This window comes from Sphaerospermopsis sp. LEGE 08334 (assembly GCF_015207205.1).
Lineage (GTDB): Bacteria > Cyanobacteriota > Cyanobacteriia > Cyanobacteriales > Nostocaceae > Sphaerospermopsis.
Genome location: NZ_JADEXH010000005.1, coordinates 21,526 through 41,018, shown reverse-complemented (window position 1 = coordinate 41,018; position 19,493 = coordinate 21,526). Strand labels below are relative to the sequence as shown.

At 37.1% G+C, this 19,493-nt stretch carries 15 protein-coding genes; 10 read left to right on the top strand and 5 right to left on the bottom strand.

The genetic code is table 11. The features are described 5' to 3' along the window. Nucleotides 1–443: 443 nt before the first annotated feature. Entirely contained in the window at nucleotides 444–704 is a 261-nt protein-coding gene (locus tag IQ237_RS04105; RefSeq protein WP_194052635.1) for a hypothetical protein, read from the top strand. Between the two features lie 378 nt (nucleotides 705–1,082). On the opposite strand, the gene IQ237_RS04100 is transcribed toward IQ237_RS04105, so the two are convergent. Further along, nucleotides 1,083–3,218, bottom strand: coding sequence for a serine/threonine-protein kinase (locus tag IQ237_RS04100; protein ID WP_194052633.1), 2,136 nt, complete (start codon nucleotides 3,216–3,218; stop codon nucleotides 1,083–1,085). 157 nt (nucleotides 3,219–3,375) lie between these two features. Beyond that, a complete protein-coding gene (locus IQ237_RS04095; protein WP_194052624.1) occupies nucleotides 3,376–5,094 on the bottom strand; it encodes a serine/threonine-protein kinase in 1,719 nt (572 codons plus the stop codon). Between the two features lie 175 nt (nucleotides 5,095–5,269). Between IQ237_RS04095 and IQ237_RS04090 the strand changes: the two genes are divergently transcribed. Together IQ237_RS04090 and IQ237_RS04085 are read left to right on the top strand one after the other, a co-directional pair. After that, nucleotides 5,270–6,766 (top strand): phenylacetate--CoA ligase family protein, encoded by a 1,497-nt coding sequence (locus tag IQ237_RS04090; RefSeq protein ID WP_194052621.1) that lies wholly within the window; start codon nucleotides 5,270–5,272, stop codon nucleotides 6,764–6,766. 167 nt (nucleotides 6,767–6,933) lie between these two features. Continuing rightward, entirely contained in the window at nucleotides 6,934–8,022 is a 1,089-nt protein-coding gene (locus tag IQ237_RS04085) for a nitronate monooxygenase family protein (RefSeq protein ID WP_194052619.1), read from the top strand. A 97-nt stretch (nucleotides 8,023–8,119) separates the two neighbouring features. Here the strand turns inward: IQ237_RS04085 and IQ237_RS04080 are convergent, their stop codons facing one another. Beyond that, complete coding sequence (locus tag IQ237_RS04080) at nucleotides 8,120–8,851, bottom strand: diacylglycerol/polyprenol kinase family protein (protein WP_194052617.1); 732 nt, start codon at nucleotides 8,849–8,851, stop codon at nucleotides 8,120–8,122. 95 nt (nucleotides 8,852–8,946) lie between these two features. Between IQ237_RS04080 and yidD the strand changes: the two genes are divergently transcribed. Together yidD and IQ237_RS04070 are read left to right on the top strand one after the other, a co-directional pair. After that, the gene (gene yidD, locus IQ237_RS04075) at nucleotides 8,947–9,192 is read left to right on the top strand and encodes a membrane protein insertion efficiency factor YidD (protein ID WP_194052615.1); all 246 of its coding nucleotides are present in this window, start codon (nucleotides 8,947–8,949) and stop codon (nucleotides 9,190–9,192) included. Nucleotides 9,193–9,394: 202 nt separating this feature from the next. Beyond that, the gene (locus tag IQ237_RS04070) at nucleotides 9,395–10,090 is read left to right on the top strand and encodes a M15 family metallopeptidase (protein WP_194052613.1); all 696 of its coding nucleotides are present in this window, start codon (nucleotides 9,395–9,397) and stop codon (nucleotides 10,088–10,090) included. Between the two features lie 105 nt (nucleotides 10,091–10,195). Here IQ237_RS04070 and glgA read toward each other — a convergent pair whose 3' ends face one another. After that, the gene (glgA, locus tag IQ237_RS04065) at nucleotides 10,196–11,677 is read right to left on the bottom strand and encodes a glycogen synthase GlgA (protein WP_194052605.1); all 1,482 of its coding nucleotides are present in this window, start codon (nucleotides 11,675–11,677) and stop codon (nucleotides 10,196–10,198) included. A 754-nt stretch (nucleotides 11,678–12,431) separates the two neighbouring features. On the opposite strand from glgA, the gene IQ237_RS04060 reads away from it, so the two are divergent. After that, complete coding sequence (locus IQ237_RS04060) at nucleotides 12,432–12,686, top strand: hypothetical protein (protein ID WP_194052603.1); 255 nt, start codon at nucleotides 12,432–12,434, stop codon at nucleotides 12,684–12,686. Nucleotides 12,687–12,841: 155 nt separating this feature from the next. Further along, entirely contained in the window at nucleotides 12,842–13,093 is a 252-nt protein-coding gene (locus IQ237_RS04055; protein ID WP_194052600.1) for a hypothetical protein, read from the top strand. Between the two features lie 52 nt (nucleotides 13,094–13,145). Here IQ237_RS04055 and IQ237_RS04050 read toward each other — a convergent pair whose 3' ends face one another. Beyond that, nucleotides 13,146–14,528, bottom strand: coding sequence for a cytochrome P450 (locus IQ237_RS04050; protein ID WP_194052598.1), 1,383 nt, complete (start codon nucleotides 14,526–14,528; stop codon nucleotides 13,146–13,148). A gap of 566 nt (nucleotides 14,529–15,094) precedes the next feature. On the opposite strand from IQ237_RS04050, the gene IQ237_RS04045 reads away from it, so the two are divergent. From IQ237_RS04045 to IQ237_RS04035, 3 genes are all read left to right on the top strand, one after another. Then, nucleotides 15,095–17,305 (top strand): phosphoketolase, encoded by a 2,211-nt coding sequence (locus tag IQ237_RS04045; RefSeq protein WP_194052596.1) that lies wholly within the window; start codon nucleotides 15,095–15,097, stop codon nucleotides 17,303–17,305. A 196-nt stretch (nucleotides 17,306–17,501) separates the two neighbouring features. Continuing rightward, nucleotides 17,502–18,692 (top strand): ATP-binding protein, encoded by a 1,191-nt coding sequence (locus IQ237_RS04040; RefSeq protein ID WP_194052594.1) that lies wholly within the window; start codon nucleotides 17,502–17,504, stop codon nucleotides 18,690–18,692. Then, a complete protein-coding gene (locus tag IQ237_RS04035) occupies nucleotides 18,689–19,387 on the top strand; it encodes a DUF4276 family protein (protein WP_194052592.1) in 699 nt (232 codons plus the stop codon). Before IQ237_RS04040 ends, IQ237_RS04035 begins: the two co-directional genes overlap by 4 nt. Nucleotides 19,388–19,493 lie beyond the last annotated feature (106 nt).

The window sequence follows — 19,493 nt, the reverse complement described above, 5'->3', positions numbered from 1 at the left end:
CGTTGCATACAACGTCTCTAAAAGGGTTCTGGAAACCGCATATTTAATTTCTGGAGATGTCTATTGATCATCCCATAAAACCAGCAAATAACAAAGGTAAAAGTATCAAAGCTGATCCTATTAAAACCAAAGTTGCTGGATCAATTTTAATGTGATTTTTTTGTGGATCTGGTATTTTTGACATTCTCTAAAATTGGTAGTTTAGCTAATTTTAAATCATGAATAACTGTAAACTGTAACCTGTAACCTGTCACCTATTCTCTCTTTTACCAGGAAATTTAGTACCCATTTCCGTTAGCGCAGAAAAGATGAGATAGGTAATGAGTAAAGCGAAACCTGCAAAAAAAGCGAGTAAATCGTTGTTCATAATATACCTGATTTTACCTACAAAACTATTATAATAGTTGAAGATACCAAAAAAAGTAAAAAAATGGGAGTAAACAATGGGGCGCATTAATCCTTACACCCTACAAATGCAAATTACCAGAATGTTTGCAGAAGGACAATCATTCTTTGCTTTAACAAAAGTGCAAGATTGGTTAAAAGAACATAATCAAAACCCCTTAGAATATGAGATTTTTTTTCATAAAAAACCTGCTCCTCCTGGTTCTAAAGAAGTGATGGTAATAGAAATAGAACTGAAACGTAAAGACGGACAACCTGTGGACTCTTGGTTGAAAGAACAAGTAAATTTACACGCTTAACTAATTTAAAAAATGGAAAATTGACAATGGAAAATTGACAATTACCTCTTTGTCAGAGAAAATTTTTTCTTTTTTTCTCCTGACACGGAGAGGTTTTAAACATTGAGTTAAACAATTATCAATTATCAATTATCAATTATCAATTATCAATTATCAATTCTTAATAATCACTATCAGCAACACAAATTCCTTTACATTTAATCCCATTTGTAGCAGTGCGTTTACAATGGGGACATAGCACTTTTTCAGTTTCGATATCTTGATTTATTTCTATATTGTTACTTGAGTGTAACTTGTCTTTTTCGGTCTGAATTTTTTCACTCATAAGCATCAAGGAATTTTTTGCGGTTTACAAACTTGTATCTACCCATTTACTGGTTACGGTGTTTCCGTGGGTGTGGGTTCTGGTGTTTCTGTGGGTTCTGGAGTAGGTGTTTCTGTAGGTGTTTCTGTAGGTGTGGGTTCTGGTTCTGGGGGATTTTCTGCTGTCACCGTTAACTGATAATCTGTAGATTTAGAAGCTGTGGAAACTACGACAAATTCATAAAATCCAGTTTCTGGTAATGTTTTGGATACAGTCCGCACTGTAGAATCTTCTAAAAATGTGACTTTACCAGAGGGAGAATAAATAGATAATAACACCTGAGAACTAGCATCTAGTTTAACTTCCATTGTTTGATCTTTTGCTAGTCCAGCGATGAAAACTTTACCTCCTCCTGGTTGTAGATTACCACTAACTGTTTTACCTGTAGTCCCAGGATCAAATACTATTCTTGCAAAGGCACTATTAGAAAGGATAGCATTGAGTTTATCACTAACAAAGGCGTGCCAAACTTGTCCTATAGGTTGCTCTATAAAATTTTGACCTTTGTATTCAGGAAATACTCGGAAAAAGGTTGCATCACCTAAGTCATACAAAGCACGACTGCTGACGTTTCTGCGGTTAACTTCTACTTTCCAGCGATCGCGTTCTGCCGATGTATAAGTTCCCATTTGTCTACGCGCTCTACTACTTAAAAGAGACAGTTTATCTAGGGTTCGGGAAGCTATGCGATCCCATTCTTTCCGTAAATCTTCGTCTTCTGGTGTATTGTTGAGATTACGTCCTTGAAGATTGGGGTTTTTCTCCCAAAAAAGTTGATTGATTAAGCTCACATAAAAGCTATTATCTATACTCAACTGTTGACGGCGATCGCTTAATCTTTGTTTGCGTTCTCTTTCTTCCGGTGAAAAATTATTTCCAGGGTTAGTAGGGGTTTCTGTAGGTGTAGGACTTAATGTAACATCCGGGTTACTTCCATCTTGGTTGTTTCCACGGTTACTAATACCCCACCACAATAAACCAATACTACTACATAAAGCTATCGTAACAATAAATACGTTAGTTGCCGTCCAAATACTTGTATTTTGGGGTGTGGGAGTAGCAACTGGTGGAGGTGCGGGAGTTTTGGGAGGAGAAACTGCAACAGTTCCTGCTGTGGTTGGGGAAGTTGTGGGTTTTGGGGGTTGAGTAGCTGCATATACTGTAGGTGCGACAGGAGGAGAGTTATTAACCGCTTTTCCATTAAGTGCGTCTAAAATTTGACGTGCTGAATGATAGCGATCGCTTGGTCTGGGAGATAGCATTTTATCTAAAATGTCCCCCAATAAAGGACTGAGGCTAATTTCTCGCCGCCATAGCCATTGTAAATTTTGTGTATCTATTAAATCCTGTGGTAGTTTCCCTGTCAGTAAAACCAACACTGTCACAGCTAAAGCATATAAATCACTGTGAGGATACACTAAACCGGTTTGCATTTGTTCAGGAGGTGCAAAACCGATTTTTCCTAACAAAGTTCCACTACTTCCAGATGTAATTTCACCAGATTGATAATATTGAGAAGCAACAGTTTGCGCGACTTGTTTTACTCCCCCAAAATCAATTAAAACTGGTAATTGATCCACACTTCTCAAGATTAAATTATCAGGAGAAATATCACGATGAATCACACCTACATTATGGATATATTCTAAAACTGGTAAAAGTTGTTCTAATAATTGACGAACTTCAATTTCTGTAAATTTTAAACCCTGTTGTTTGCGAGTATTTAATAAAGAATTATAAGTTGCACCAGCCACATAATCCTGCACTAAAAAGAGAGATTCTTTTCGTTGTAAATTAATGCGTAAAAGTTCCCGAAAACGGGGAATTTGGGGATGTTGTAACTGATAAAGAACACTAGCTTCTCGTTGAAATAACTCCTCCGCTTTTTGCACAATGTAAGGAGTTTGCACCTGGGGAGAAAATTCCTTTAAAACACAAGCTTCTCGAAACCGGTTACTATCTTCAGCGAGGTAAGTTTTCCCAAACCCACCTTGTCCGAGTTGACGTACAATTACATAGCGATCGCCTAAAGTTTGTCCTGCTTTAATCCCACTATTGACAGGAGTTTCTATTATCTTCTCACCACACTGAAGACAAAACTTACTACCGGCTGGGTTTTGATGTCCTTGAGAACAATAAAGATTAGTCATTAGTTATTAGATATTAGTTATTAGATATTAGATATTAGTCATTAGTCATTAGTAATATTCATCCTGACTCCTGACTCCTGACTCCTGACTCCTGACTCCTGACTCCTGACTCCTGACTCCTGACTCCTGACTCCTGACTCCTGACTCCTGACTCCTGTCACTTATTACCTACTTTATCAGAGGCGATCGCATACCAAAGCTGCATAAAAGTCTGCTGATTGAGTTTCCCACGTTCTTGACCAGGAAACAAGGGATCAAATTTTTGATATGTCTCCTCTCTTAACTCCTGAAATGAACTATATTTACCTAATCTACCAGCTTTAGCTAGTCTATCCCACCTTTGGGAATCTTCTACACTATAATTACCTATTTTCCTCCGTGCTGTCTGACTCAAGTTTGCTTGTTCAATTTTCTTTAACAACTCATCTGCTGTACTGTTCCACTGTTCCCGTAAAACCCGATCTTCTGCTTTATCTGTTAATACTCTTCCCTGTAACCCTGGCCTAATACCATAAAATCTTTCATCTACTGTCTTAGTAAATACCGCTTGGGAGATTTCTAACTCTTGCAAACGACTATAAACTTCTTGAATACTGCGGTTTTTATTTCCCAAACTCGTAGGATTATTAATACCTGGTATACCAGGAACTTCCACTTTAGGTACACTAATTGATGTGACACTTCTTACCATAAAATTTCCCAGCGCCCAAACTCCCCCACCAACTAAACCTACTCCCATAGTTATAGTAAAGGTGACAGCAAAAGGACGCAACCATATAGGCATCGGTATATTTTGCAATGCTATATGAGTAGTTCTATATACTTTTTTTCCTGGTGCTGCTACCATTGTTTGTAACCTGCTCAGGTGAGTGTTTGTTTTATTAACAGAAGGTTGCATAGTATTTATACTAGTGCTTAAAGTATTAATAGCTGTAGAAACAGAACTAGAAACAGATGTTAGTGGTGGTAAGTCTTTGATAACTTGATCTGCGGTTTGATAGCGATCGCTCGGTTTATATGCCAACATCTTTTTTAAGACTGCTGTTAATTTCGGACTTACCTTAATTTCCTTTCCCCAATACCAAGTCCCGTTATAACTATCATAAAGCAAATGCGGTTCTTTACCAGTCACTAACACCAAAGTAGTCACCGCTAACGAGTATAAATCACTGCTTTTAAATACCTTTCCCTGAAGTAATTGTTCTTCCGGTGCATAACCTTTTTTACCCAACAGAGTACCATTTCCCACCAACTTAGTCTGCCAAAAACCCTGATAAGCTGGTAATTGTTTGACACCTCCAAAATCAATCAACACAGGTAAACCATCTTTTTGGCGTAAAATCAAATTATCCGGCGAAATATCCCGATGTACGATATCTAAAAAATGAATATAACTCAAAATCGGGAGAATCTTGTGTAAAAGGTTAATTACCTCCTCCTCAGAAAAAGATTTTCCCTGTTTTTGCAACTGTTCAAATAACTGATAATAATTAGCACCTTCTACATAATCTTGGACTAAAAAGAAAAAATCTTTATTACCAATTTTAACCTGTATAGATTCATGAAAATTGGGAATTTGCGGATGTTTTATTTTTTTAAGTACACTTGCTTCTCGTTCAAACAACTCTTTAGCTTTTTGTAAATCTTCCTTTTTAGTGACTTGAGGTGCAAACTCCTTTAAAACGCACCTTTCACGGGCTTTTTGTCTATCAATCGCCAAATAACTCCGCCCAAAGCCACCTTGCCCCAGTATACGCGCAATTTCATAACGATTATTGATCACCTGTCCTACAGTCAGAGGCAAAGATTCTCCGCACTGAGTACAAAAACTGTTACCGTTATTATTTGCGTGTTGCTTACTGCAATATACAGACATGGTAGGGAACATAGATCAATATACTGATACAGTTCTACAATATCAAAAAGGTAATTTACGAACTATTTTGGTAATGGGTAATTGGTAATTGGGAAAATACAAATAATTTCTCCCCATTTCCCCTACCTCTTCGCTGTCACCTGTCACCTGTCACCTGTCACCTGTCACCTAACTTATGAACCCAAAAACCCAAAAAGCGATTCAAGAACTAGAAAAATTTGTTTCTACTCCCCTAGCAGAAACACTGGAACAACATCAAAAAACTACACCGCAAGAAATAGCAATCAACCTATTTAAAACCGTAGCTGCTACCGTACCCGCTTACAAAGCATTTTTAGCAACATATCACATCAACCCCCAAACAATTCAAACTTTAGCAGACTTCCAAAAATTACCGGTTATTTGTAAAGAAAATTATATTTCTCTTTACACTCTACCAGAACTATGTAAAGATGGAATCTTAGGAAGCTGTGATATGATCGCAGCTTCCTCTGGCTCAACGGGAAAACCCACATTTTGGCCGCGTTTCTTAACGGATGAACTACAAATAGCCACCCGGTTTGAGCAGATTTTTCATGATAGTTTTGATGCAGATAATAAAAGCACCTTAGCAATAGTTTGTTTTACCTTGGGAACATGGGTTGGGGGAATGTTCACTACTAATTGTTGTCGGTATTTAGCAACTAAAGGTTATCCTATTACAGTCATTACACCTGGAAATAATAAAACCGAAATATTGCGAGTTGTGCAAGAATTAGGCAGTAATTTTGAACAAGTTGTATTATTAGGATATCCGCCATTTTTAAAAGATGTCATTGATACGGGAATTGCCAATAATTTACAGTGGAAACGATATAAAATTAAATTAGTAATGGCAGGAGAAGTATTTAGTGAAGAATGGCGGAGTTTAGTTGGTGAAAGGATAGGATCAGAAAATCCTTGTTATGATTTTGCGTCAATGTATGGAACAGCAGACGCAGGAGTTTTAGGAAACGAAACACCTTTAAGTATTTGTATTAGAAGATTTTTAGCAGCAAACCCAAAAGCAGCAAAAGCATTATTTAATGAATCTCGTTTACCGACATTAGTACAGTATGATCCCTGTAGTCGGTTTTTTGAAGTTGAAGACGGTAGACTTATATTTTCTGGTAATAATGGCATTCCTTTAATTAGATATAATATCTTGGATAATGGGGGTTTAATTAGTTATTCAGAAATGTTGAAATTTTTAGGTGAATGGGGTTTTGATCCGGTTGCTGAGTTAGGTGAAAATAGAGGAATACATCAATTACCATTTGTTTATGTTTTCGGACGTTCTAATTTTACAGTTTCCTATTTTGGGGCAAATATTTACCCTGAAAATGTAACTGTGGGTTTAGAACAACCGATAATTAGAGAATGGGTAACGGGTAAATTTGTGTTACAGGTGAAAGAAGATCAAGATCAAAATCGCTTTTTATCTGTGGTTGTGGAGTTAGCACCAAAGGTAGAAGGTAGTGAGGAGAAAATAACACAGATCACTAATTCTATTCTTACTCAATTATTGCGTTTAAATAGCGAGTTTGCAAATTATGTTCCGGTGGAATATCAAACACCGCAAGTAGAATTAAAACCTACAGGTGATGCTGAATATTTTCCTGTGGGTGTGAAACATAGATATACTCGCAATTGATAATTGATAATTGACAATTGATAATTGATAATTGATAATTAATAATTAATAATTAATTCCCATGCAGAGTATGGGAACGATTAAAATATTGATTAACAATCATATCATCATCCATAGAAATTGTCACTGATAATGATAAGATTACCTAGAGGTTATTTAGTTAATTAATGAATAATTCTGGTATAAAGTCTATCCTTCATCCGTTGCGAATTGGTGAACACATTGCCCGCTATCCAATTATTCAAGGTGCAATGTCTGTGGGTGTATCTGGTGCTAAACTAGCTGGTGCAGTGGCTAACGCTGGTGGAGTGGGTGTCATTGCTTCAATGGGAATAGGGTTAAATTCTCCGTATTTTCACAAACGCCAAAGAGGCAGTTTTTTTACAGCGAATCAGTTAGCATTAAAAGATGAAATCAGCAAAGCGCGGATTATTAGCCCAGAAGGAATTATTGGTGTTAATGTTTTAGTTGCTACTAGAGATTATTTGACATTAGCTCAAACTGCGGCAGCAGCAGGGGCAAATTTAATTATTACTGGTGCGGGATTACCTTTGACTTTACCAGAATTTACGGTAGACTATCCTGATGTGGCATTAGTGCCGAGTGTTGCTAATGTACAATCTGCAAAGTTAATTTGTGAAACTTGGAAAACTCAGTATAATTGTTTACCTGATGCTTTGATTTTGGAAAATTGTCAAAAGGTGGGAGGGCATTTTTCACAGTGTGAACAGGCGAATTTTCCTGGGTTTTCGATCAAGTGGGTAATTTCCGAATTGCAGGAGTATTTAGGACAACAAGAAAAGAGCATACCATTAATTATTACTGGGGGAATAGGCGATCGCACAGAAATTGATCGAATATTAGGGATGGGAGCAGATGGTGTACAAATTGGTACACGGTTTATCACCACAGAAGAATGTGATGCAGATTTGCGCTATAAAGAATATCATCTGGGAGCGAGTCCAGAGGATCTGGTTACAGTACCAAGTCCGGTAGGAAAACCCAGTCGTGCTTTAAAAAATGCTTTTGCGGAAAAAGCAATTGCTGATTCATCATTGTTAGAACGTAGATGTATAGCAAATTGTTTAGAATCGTGTTTATGTAGAGATAGTAAAAAAACCTATTGTTTGCTACAAGCACTTTCTAAAGCTGCTTGTGGAGACATAGAAAATGGTTTAATTTTTTCTGGTGCTAATTTGGGATCAGGCGATCGCATTATATCAGTTTCCGAATTAATGGCAGAATTAACCTGTTGATAAAAGATGGGGAAATAGGGAAAACATTATTTACTTATTTCCTATTCCCTATGACTTTACCAGAGGCGATCGCATTTAATAAACATTTAATAAACATTTAATAAAAATTCACCCAATCTATACCATTAAAAACTAATATTTGAATTAAACCATAAGCCAAAGCTGCACTACCGATAGGAACAGTTAAATTATCAATACCCAGAAAAGAAAAAGCTTCTAAAAATGTAGCTATTATAGCGACAATTATTGATATCAGCCATATTTGCCAATAATTTCCTTGAGTTGGTAGTAAAATCAACATAGTTATCAAAAAACTCACAAAAGTCATAGTTAAAGAACCTTCCCAACTTTTGTTTGCACCAAAAAGTTTATATTTATGTTTACCAAATCTTTGCCCAACTAAAGCTGCTAGTCCATCTCCCCAAGCCATAATTAAAATACCTAATGCAGCATATTGGGGTTGATGTAAATACCAAAAACAAGCAACTAAAATCCCAATACTGACTGCATAAAAAAATGTACCTAAACTTTGACGACCAACGCTATTAATTCCCGGTAAAATAGGCAAAAAATAGGATAAAAGAGTAATAATACTGGCGAAAATTGCAGATGTAATACCGACGGCAGCGGGGATATCTAGCCACCAAGCTAGTAAAATTACATTACCTGTGCCAATATGGACTATTTTACGGATAATTTCGGGTTCACTGTTGGTAAAGCGACTGACTAACCAAGCGATGAGGATGACAAGTAATACCCAAGTAGCAGCAACGGAAATTTGTTGCCACAATGGGAGAATAGATTCTAAACCAAGAAATGTAATCAACAATGTAATCAACTATGTAATCAACAATGACGCAACTGATAATTTTGGGACTTTGATTCTTGTTATTTAAACCTAATACTACTTTAGGCGATTTGGGCATGAAAATAATATTGATTGGGCTAATTAAAGGTTATCGCTTATTCATCTCTCCTCTGTTTCCTCCAACTTGTCGCTTTCAACCAACTTGTTCAATGTATGCTATCCAAGCTATTGAGCGTTTTGGGGTGTTCCGTGGTGGTTGGATGTCTATTTGCAGAATTTTACGTTGTCATCCCTTCCACCCTGGTGGTTATGATCCTGTTCCAGAGGTGCAGCAAAAGTCTTGTTGCGAACATCGGGAGTAACAGGTACAGGACTGGTTTGAGAAAATTGGGTACTGGAAAACTCATTCAAAACTTGCTATTTTACAGGACTTACGCAAAATACCTCTCAAACCCTCTTTCCTTCGTGTACTACCCTTCGGGAACACCTCCGGTGAACGTGCCTTCGTGGTTCGTTTTTTCGTTGCTTATGCGTCAATCCTATTTTACACACTGAGTTGATAATATGCGTCCATATCACCAAATTTCCATTATTGAATGTGGTGAACCTTTAGTAAAAATTCCCTTAGAACGGTTTGCGGTGGAAACTCCCCATCCTTATGAAAAGTTAGGTGCTGACTATGGGGGATATTCTGCTTATTTTTTGCGTGCCAGTGTGGTCGAAAATTTAATTGAGGCACAAAATTATTTACAATTGTTACATCCTGGTTGGTATATTCAAATATTTGATGCTTATCGCCCGGTAGCTGTGCAGCAATTTATGGTAGATTATAGTTTTGCCCAAGCTGTGCAAGCCAGGGGATTGATTGAGAGTGATTTATCAACTCAACAACGGGAAGAAATTTGGCAGCAAGTATATGAAATTTGGGCAGTACCAAGTTTAGATATGAATACTCCTCCTCCCCATAGTACCGGTGCTGCGGTGGATATTACTTTGGTAAATGAAAATGGGGAAGTTGTGAATATGGGTTCACCGATTGATGAAATGTCTGAGCGATCGCACCCTGATTATTATGCCCATTCTGATGCCCATCGTCATCAAGAATATCATCACCATCGAGAATTGTTACTAAATGTGATGTTAAAGGCAGGTTTTCAACGTAATCCTAGAGAATGGTGGCATTTTTCCTTTGGTGATCAAATGTGGGCTTGGTTGTGTAATCAACCAACAGCACGTTATGGGCGTTTCCATAATGAATAATTAACAATGAAATCATTATCAATTGTCAATTATCAATTATCAATTTATGATGGTATTCCCAGTCAGAGACTGGGAACGAGAGGGAAAGAGAGGGAAATTAAAGATTTACCATTTATGTCTGATCCATTCGTAAATCTCTAAATATTTCGCACCGGGAATATTCCAAGAATTATCATACAACATACCCTGAATAGCTAATTTTTTAAACTCTTCGGGTTGCTGATACCATAAATCTATAGCCCGTCCCATTGCTGATTCTAATGCTAGGTTATCCATGTCATAAAATACATAACCATTGCGTTTTTCTGGTGGTAAATTTTGATCATAATCTCTGTCAAAAACAGTATTTACTAAACCTCCAACACCCCGAACAATGGGTACAGTTCCGTATTTTAAACCAATCATTTGGGTTAAACCACAGGGTTCATAATTACTGGGAACAACTATCATATCTGCACCAGCATAAATGAGGTGAGATAATTCTTCATTAAATCCCAGTTCTAAATGCACATCTGGGTTATTATTTAAAAATTGTTTTTCATGGTAAAAATGAGCGTTAATTGCTGATTCTGTAGCCGAACCTAACAATACAAATTGCGCTCCTATATTCAAAGCATAGTACATGGCATGGTGAACCAGATGGACACCTTTTTGATTATCTAAACGACCGATGTAAGCAATGATGGGTTTTTTCTTATCATGACCTAACATCAATCTTTCTCTTAATGCTTTTTTGTTATAAGCCTTTTGTTCAAAATCATCCCAGTTGTAATTATTGGGGATGTATCTGTCAACTTCAGGATTCCAAAAATCGTAATCAATACCGTTGAGAACTCCACTAAATTTGTCTTTTTGCAAATATAATGTATGTCCTAAACCACAACCCACATCACTGGTTTGGGCTTCTATGGCATGATTTGGTGATACTGTTGTCACTGCGTTAGCATAATTAATTCCTGCTTTCATAAAATTGATAGCAAAAGGATTAAAATTATCCCGCAGTTTGTCGTATTGAAAATAATATTCTGGGCAGTTTAAATTAGTTGCTTCTAGAGTTTCAACTCCTCCCATGCCTTGATGTTTAAAGTTGTGAATGGTGTAACAAACTCTTTGATATTCCATGCCATGATATTTATAAATTTCATACAACATGACAGGAATTAAACCGGTTTGCCAGTCGTGACAATGAATGATATCTGGTCTTTTATTACTTTGCAGTAAAAATTCTAAAGCTGCTTTACTAAAGAAAGCAAATCTCATGTTATCGTCATTGCAACCATAGTAACAACCTCTATTAAAGAAATTATCTTGACTGTGGGGTTGAATGAAGAAACAAACCCGACCATGTACCCACCCGCAGTATACAGAACAGTGAACTGCGCCACCATACCAGGGTACCCACAGGTTGAGGTAGGCATCGTGAAGACCCCAGATATGGTCATAACGCATACAATCATACATTGGGAGAATAAGTTCAACAGTGTTTCCCCGTCCTTCTAACTCCCTGCTAAGTCCATAAACAACATCCCCCAAACCCCCAGCTTTTATTACAGGAGCGCATTCTGAGGCAATTTGTACTATGTACATTCCTAGCCCTCGCCTTACAAAACTTTATGTTTACTATATAGCAATTTATGAAAAATGTACTCATTGACAACTAGGTATTGGGATGATAGATGAGGATTGAATTTTTGGGTGTGGGGTGTAGGAATTTTCATCTTCACTCTTGCCTCTTGCCTGTCCTCACAGATAACATAACTATTCAAACGGACTTGATATTACTCCTGACTGCTGATAGCGTAGCGTAAGCCATATTTTGCTGTAAATTAAGATATCAGCAAGGGAATCTATCCTCAGAATTATTATCCAAGCATTAAGTTTCCAGACAAAATCCTGGGATTTATGTCTGAAAAGAGTATGCTTCAAACCTGAAGATATCGAAATTTTGTATTACAGCAGTTTTCACCTAGTTAGACCACAGTAGAGACGTTGCGTGCAAATTCTCTACAAGGGTTTTAAAGATTGTTTTGTGGTTCATTTACCTGAAAATCGCTGTAATGTAATTTGGTAATCTCAATCTATCAAGGTAAAAATTTCAGACAAAATTGTGTGCTTTAGGTTCTGACATAATATCTAAAAATATTTTTAATATGTGAATTTTCCATTATTGGAATTTAGTAATTTTAAAATATACGAATTACATTTTTAGACAAAATAATCGGATTTATGTCCTATGATCATGTGCATAAAGCTTTATATCTATCAGAACTTTGGATTATTTTAAATCTAGTTATGCAAAAACATTTAAAAGGAATTAACTCCTAATTTAGAGGATAAAACAATGAAGAAAATAGTAATTGCGGACTTAAAATATAATGCAGAAAGCCTTTTTCGTGAGCTATCTGTGGTTGAAACAAAGACTGTATCTGGTGGTAGTGGTGGGAGCGTCAATAATTATTTTATATCGGGTAATACTGGAAACGTGGAGAATACAGGGACTGGTGATGTTAAAGGTGTAGATAGTGGCATCAGGGATAATAAGGTCGCTACTGTAGACTATTCCAGGTCAATATACGTTGTCATAAATTCTTGGTAATTAATTATTTGTATTCTGGCACTGACATTAAGTAATTTTTAGTTGGTTGAGGGTAAAATATTTTTTTAGGGCATTTGTTTTTACAGATTTTACTCCTCATAAATTTTCATACCTGCTCATTTCTGGATTGGTAAATTAAGACAATGGCTGCAATTATGAATACTGAATTACATTCTGTTCAAGTCAATGAGCTTTTTCAGAAACTGACTTTAGAAGAAATGGAGTCAACGTCAGGAGGTAATACTGTTATTCCTTTATGGAGTAGTGGTTTAGCGGCTTTCTCCCTCAATATGTTTTGTGATGAGTTAAATAGTTTATTCAGTGAATATTACATACCTCCGATTTTTTACGACAACAAGCTTTTTACGGTTGATTTTTCGGAAATAGATGTCTATTTGGTAGTTTAATCATTTGCGGGGGTTAAAAATTGGTTTGTACCGACTCTTAACCCCTTAAACATTAAACGGCTATTGTCTCTAAAGTTCGAGATTGTTGCTGACGATGACCGTGGTAAATCATTTGAATAGGTTTATCTTGACCTGTCACCAAACCACGGCGTTTTGCTTTCACTTCACGAGTATCTGCTAGTTCCATTTCCCAACCTTGGAGTATTTTAGCTAGTGCTAATTTCATTTCAAATTGGGCAAATGCTAGACCAATACAACGTCTTGCACCACCGCCAAAAGGGATAAATTGATAGGGTGAAAATTGCTTTTCTATAAAGCGTTCTGGGTTAAATTGTTTGGAGTTAGGATAAATATCTTCTCGATGGTGAGTGAGATAAATTGAACCCATAACAACTGTACCTGGTTCTAGTTGATAACCATCTACAGAAATAGGAGTTTTTACCCGACGGGGAAAAGTCAACATTCCCACGGGATAAATCCGCAAAGTTTCATTACAAACGGCGGTGAGATAAGGTAATTTAAAAATAGTATTAGAATCGGGATTTTCGCCTAAAGTATCCAGTTCAGCTAATAATTTTTGGCGGACTTCTGGTAGTTTATGAATCCAATATAAAGCCCAGGCTATGGCTGTAGCCGTGGTTTCATGACCTGCTACTAACAAAGTCATTAATTCATCTCGTAATTCTATATCAGTCATTGGTTGACCGTCTTCATCTCTTGCAGACATCAGCAAACTGAGGATATCTGTACGTGATGGGTCGGGATTTTCTCTGCGTTCCTGAATTTCTGCATACAGGAGTTGGTCAGCTTTATTTTGACGACGTTCCTGTATTTCCCAAAGTGTGGAAAGACCAATCATCTTTTGTAAAGCCGGAAAATATAATAAAGTCACTATCCAAACTTCACTACCTGCTTCGAGAATTTCACATAGTAAGTGTTGTAATTTCTCAGCCCGTTCACCTTCATAAAGTCCAAAGACAGCTTGCATCATCACCCCCAGGGTAATTTCTTGGGTAACTGTTCGCACATTAAAAGGTTGATTGATTTGCTGTTTACCGATGACTTTTTCGGTGATATTATTAATTACATCGGCATAAGTTCGCATTCTTTCCCCGTGTAAGGGAGGCATGATTAACTGCCGTTGTCGCTGATGTTCTTTACCACTTTGGGAAATAACAGAATTTTTACCTAATAAACCTTCAAATAGTTGATTTAAATCGCCTGGTGCTTCTAATTCTTTGGTATCATTGCTTAAAACCTGCTGCATTGCTTCTGGACTATGAATAAATACCAGAGGAGGTAAATTTTTATCCAGCTTGAGAGTAAAAATATCACCGTAGGTTTTGGCGCATTCTTCCATGTAGGACATGGGGCTAAATACCCAGCGTAGCATTTGCAGGGTAGCTGGAGTGTTGGGTCCTTTGGGTAGAAGCATAAAAGTTTTTTGGTAGATGTTAGTTTTTTACTAAATATCTTATAGCAAAATTCAGAAGTCAGGAGTTCAAGGAGATATTTTGCGTAAGCTTCCACACCCGCCATGAAATGAATTTCATGGCTAATAAATCAAGTAAACTAAAGTTTACTGAAGAATTTTCTGGTTATTTAGTCATCTTTAGATGACTTTGGTTATTACCAAGGAAATTCATTTCCTTGCGGTCTATTAGTTTGTTATGCTGCTTTCATAATCTCTGCTTATGTTTTGCATTGTAAAACTGCAATAAACCTTTACAACCGTGAAGATGTAAAATTTTGGTTACATTACAGTAGTTTTCAGATAGCAGGTGACAGGTGACAGGTGACAGGTGACAGTGCTAAAAGCCGTTCATTCTCTAGGTTTTAGTTTTAGTTAATGTCCTAACGTCCGCGTCTACTGTTATATATTCAGACTACAATTTTATCTCTTATTTGCGCCTTTGCGTCTTTGCGTGAGATAAATGTATTGCATGAAAACCTGTAAACCAGCATCTAAAGTTTCTGAAGAATTTATTTAAGGTACTCAGCATGACAACTACAACAAAGGCATCTTCCGCAGTTCCCAATTTTTGTGAAGGTATTCAATATTTTGGGGAAGCATTGCCAGATTTTGAAACTTATGGTGCAACGCCAGTGATAGAATCGGGCAAAGGTGCGATCGCCTCACCCACAGATCCCAGTGCAGCTTATCAAACCCTACTCGCTGCCGATGCTCTCCGCTACCTCACCCTACAAATTACTGGTAGTAAGGCTTCTGGACATCCCGGCGGTTTTGCCAGCCAAGCGGAAGCTTATGCAGCTTTGGTCATGCTGGGACATAAAAACATTATCACCGAAGTTGGACACCACGCCCCCGGTTTTTATAGTGCCATGTTTTTGGATCGTTCTTTAGAAGACATGGGCATTTCTACAGTACAACAATTACGCGATCGCTTTCGGGAAAAACACGGTTTAATCGGACATTTATCTGGTTACATTCCTGGTATTCTCGCCCCTGCGGGTCCTTTGGGACAAGGGCAACATTTCGCTATGTCTGCTGCACTCCTGCACCGTGACAAACTCTTCCCCTTCACCGTGGGAGATGGGGGACTGGGTGAACCCTACATCATGAGTGCAATGGCGCACTTTAACACCGCTTACCCCAAAGTCACCAATTTCCTACCTATCCTAGTGTGGAACGGTTACAGCCAAGAGCATCATAGCATGGTATCTTTAAAAACCACCGATGAAATGATAGCCTATTGGAAAGGTAACGGTTTTGCCGAAGTTATCATCGTTGATGCCAAGGAATTTGACGACCAAAACCAACCGGGAGATTACGTAGATAGCACCATTTTCTCCTTCCAAAAACGGTTAGAATTTACCAAAGCGGTATTAGTAGGCGTTGATAAAGCTGCCCGTTCCGCTATGAGTGGCACATTAACGGTATTTATCATTAAACAACTCAAAGGCGCGGGTGTTCACGCTTTAGGGGCAAAATCTCACAACCTCTATCCTCAAGATACTTTAACCGCCCCTCACATTGTCACAGCTTTACAAAAACGCGCTTTATCTGTAGAAGCATGGCAAACAGTCCGCACAAATGCGGAACGTGCCGGAGGTGGACCCGCAGCGAAAACAGTAGTTACAGAATTTGAATTACCTTTAGCAGAAATTGGCGAATTACCATTAGAAGAATATGCAGTTGGGGGAGAACCAAAAGTTTCGACAACCGCAATGGGAAGGTTAGTAGGAATAATCGGAAATAAAGATAAAAATTTCCTCGTCACTAACGCCGATGGTAACGCTGCTTCAGGAATTGGTAATATTAATGAAGCCTTAAAAATCATTCACCCCACAGCAGATGAAACCTATCATCAGGCTCCAGGAGGTCAAGTTTACGAACCTTTGAGCGAAGATGCTTGTGCAGGTTTAGCAGTTGGTTTATCCTTAATGGGTGCGAGAAGTTTGTGGTGTTCATACGAATCTTTTGCCATCAATGGTTTACCAATTTGGCAAACAGTCACCCAAGCAATGGCAGAATTAAGAAGAAAAACACCCTCAACTATTACCTTATTTACTGCGGGTGCTTTAGAACAAGGTCGCAACGGTTGGACACACCAAAGACCAGAAATTGAAGCTTATTTTGCTTCGATGATGAGAAATGGTAATGTATTTCCTGTTTTTCCCCCCGATGCTAACAGTATTCAAGTCTGTTATGACTGGGCTTTAGGTACAAAAAATAAAGGAATTGTCATCACTGCAAGTAAGTCACCTTTACCCATTAGAACAACTTTAGAACAAACAAAACAAGGGTTAGAAAAAGGCGCGATTTTATTACATGAAGTTGCGGGAGGAAAGCAGGTTGTTTTTGCTGTAATTGGTGATATGACCTTAATTCCGGTATTTGAAGCGGCGGCATTTTTAGAGACAGAAGGTATTGGAGTGAAGATAATTTCTGTTATTAACCCCCGGCGTTTATATCGTGCTAATGATACAGCTTGGGATACTTGTTCTGAACCTGATGGTGGGTTTTTGAGTGATGCAGAATTTGATAGTTTGTTTGCTGGTGATGCGTTAATTGGTGTGACTGGTGGTGCTGGTGCGATGTTAGAACCTATTATGTTACGCAGTACCAGTAAGCGGGATATTTTCGCTTGGAAGCGTGGGGAAACTACCGCAAGTGCGGGTGAGTTGATGGCGTTTAATGGGTTGACTGCGGAAGCGTTGACGAAGCGGGCTATTGAGTTGGTGCATTAATTAAGGGTTAATATAGTAGTATACCTCATTCAAATAGTTGATTGAATGAGGGTACTTATAACTCTTGACGTATAAATCTAAGATAGTGTTTGTACAAGTTTTGTAGTCTCTACTGATGTATAGTTTAAATAACAGATTTATAATTCTCAACTGCGGCAAATGCTAAATACATCATCATTAACGGAATGAACATTATATGAAATTAGATTCAGTTCACTATTGTGAAGATAAAGGGATGCCTAGTGAATGGCGTGTAGATGGTTGCCAATTAGGTGATGTAAACTTGATTGTTGGTAAAAATGCTTCTGGTAAATCTAAAATTCTTAGAGCGATAAACTTAATATCTGATTTGCTGTCTGGTGACCAAAGTCTTAAGTCTGACAGAATTTTAAGAGAATGGATTTTAACATTCAATTCTCATAGTCCAGACGATAAGCAAGTCTATGTACTAACAGTAGATAATGGCACAGTTGTAGAAGAGATGTTAACTATTGGTAGTAAGATATATCTGAACAGAAACAAATCAGGAGAAGGTAAAATTTGGGCTAAGAAATTAAACGTAGATATTGATTTTCAAACTCCTATTGATGAAATTGCTGCTTTAAAACGTAGGGACACTATTCAACATCCTTTTTTTGAAAATATTTATATTTGGGCAAGTACGTTAAGATACTATCAATTTGGTACAGATTTAGGAAGAAGTGTTTTTGCATTAGTTAAGTCTATAAAAAAACAATCACTCAGAAAAGAAATAGATTTTAAAGACACGGAACAAGTAATTGGCATATTTAAACTAGGAGAGGAAGAATTAGGAACACCTTTTATTGAAGCTATAAAATCTGATATGTCATCTGTTGATTATCAAATAGATGATGTTGGTACAAAAACACCAGCTATTTTTTTGGAAAACGAAACAGAGGAATTTATAGATAGAAAACCAGAATGTCTTTATGTTAAAGAAAATGACTTAAGACAGAAAACAGAACAATATTCAATGTCTCAAGGTATGTTTAGAGCCTTATCTCTAATTATTCAAGTTAATTATTCTCTTCTATCTGGAAAATACAGTTGCATTTTAATAGATGATATAGGTGAAGGACTTGATTTTGAGAGATCGTCTTCAATGATTAAATTACTCATTAATAAGGCTAAATCTGGATTAGTTCAACTAATAATGACTTCTAATGATCGCTTTATAATGAATGGTGTTCCTTTAGAATTTTGGTCTGTGATTGAACGTCAAACAGGATTGGCAAAGCTACATAATATAAATAATTCAAAACAAATATTTGATGATTTCAAATTCACTGGACTCAATAATTTTGACTTTTTTGCGAGTCAGTTCTATGTAGAAGGTTTTCGGAATGAGGAGTCTATAAATCAGTGAAAAAATTAGCTATTTTTGTGGAGGGACAGACAGAGCAGATTTTTGTAGAAAAATTACTAAAGGAAATTGCTGGTAGAAATAATATCGCCATAGAAGTACGTTCCTTAAATGGTAAGCAAGGAAGTAGAATTACTACCGTGATCATGATTGATCCTGTAATTTATACAACCAAGTTTTATGTCTTAGTTTATAACTCCGGTAGTGATAGTAATGTGGTTTCAGACATGAGAGACAGGTATAGTTCATTGAATGCTTCTGGCTACGAAAGAATAATAGGTCTAAGAGACGTTTATCCTATACCTCTATCAGATAAGACAAAACTAGAGAATGGTTTGCGTTATTCTTTGCCAAAAGGTGCTATACCCATTGACATAGTTCTTGCCGTCATGGAAATCGAAGCCTGGTTTCTAGCAGAATGGAGTCATTTTATTAAAATAGATATGCGCCTTACTCCAGAAAATATTCAAGCTAATTTTGGATTTAACCCTAGAGTTGATGATATGGAGACAAGACATCATCCTGCTGATGATTTACACCAAATTTATAAGCTTGTAGGTAGAGCATATAAAAAAAGCAGGAATCAAGTTAATACGATTGTTTTAAATCTAGATTATGATTTTATGTATGTAGAACTTGTTAATAAAGTTGTGAGTTTTGGAGAATTTATTCAATTAATAAATCTATTTATCAGTTAATAATAAATTTTTATCAGTAAACTCGAACCAGAGTAATCTACTAATTATCTCAATATACAAGGTTAGGTTGATGCAAAGAAACCCAATATCACCCAAATTACCCATC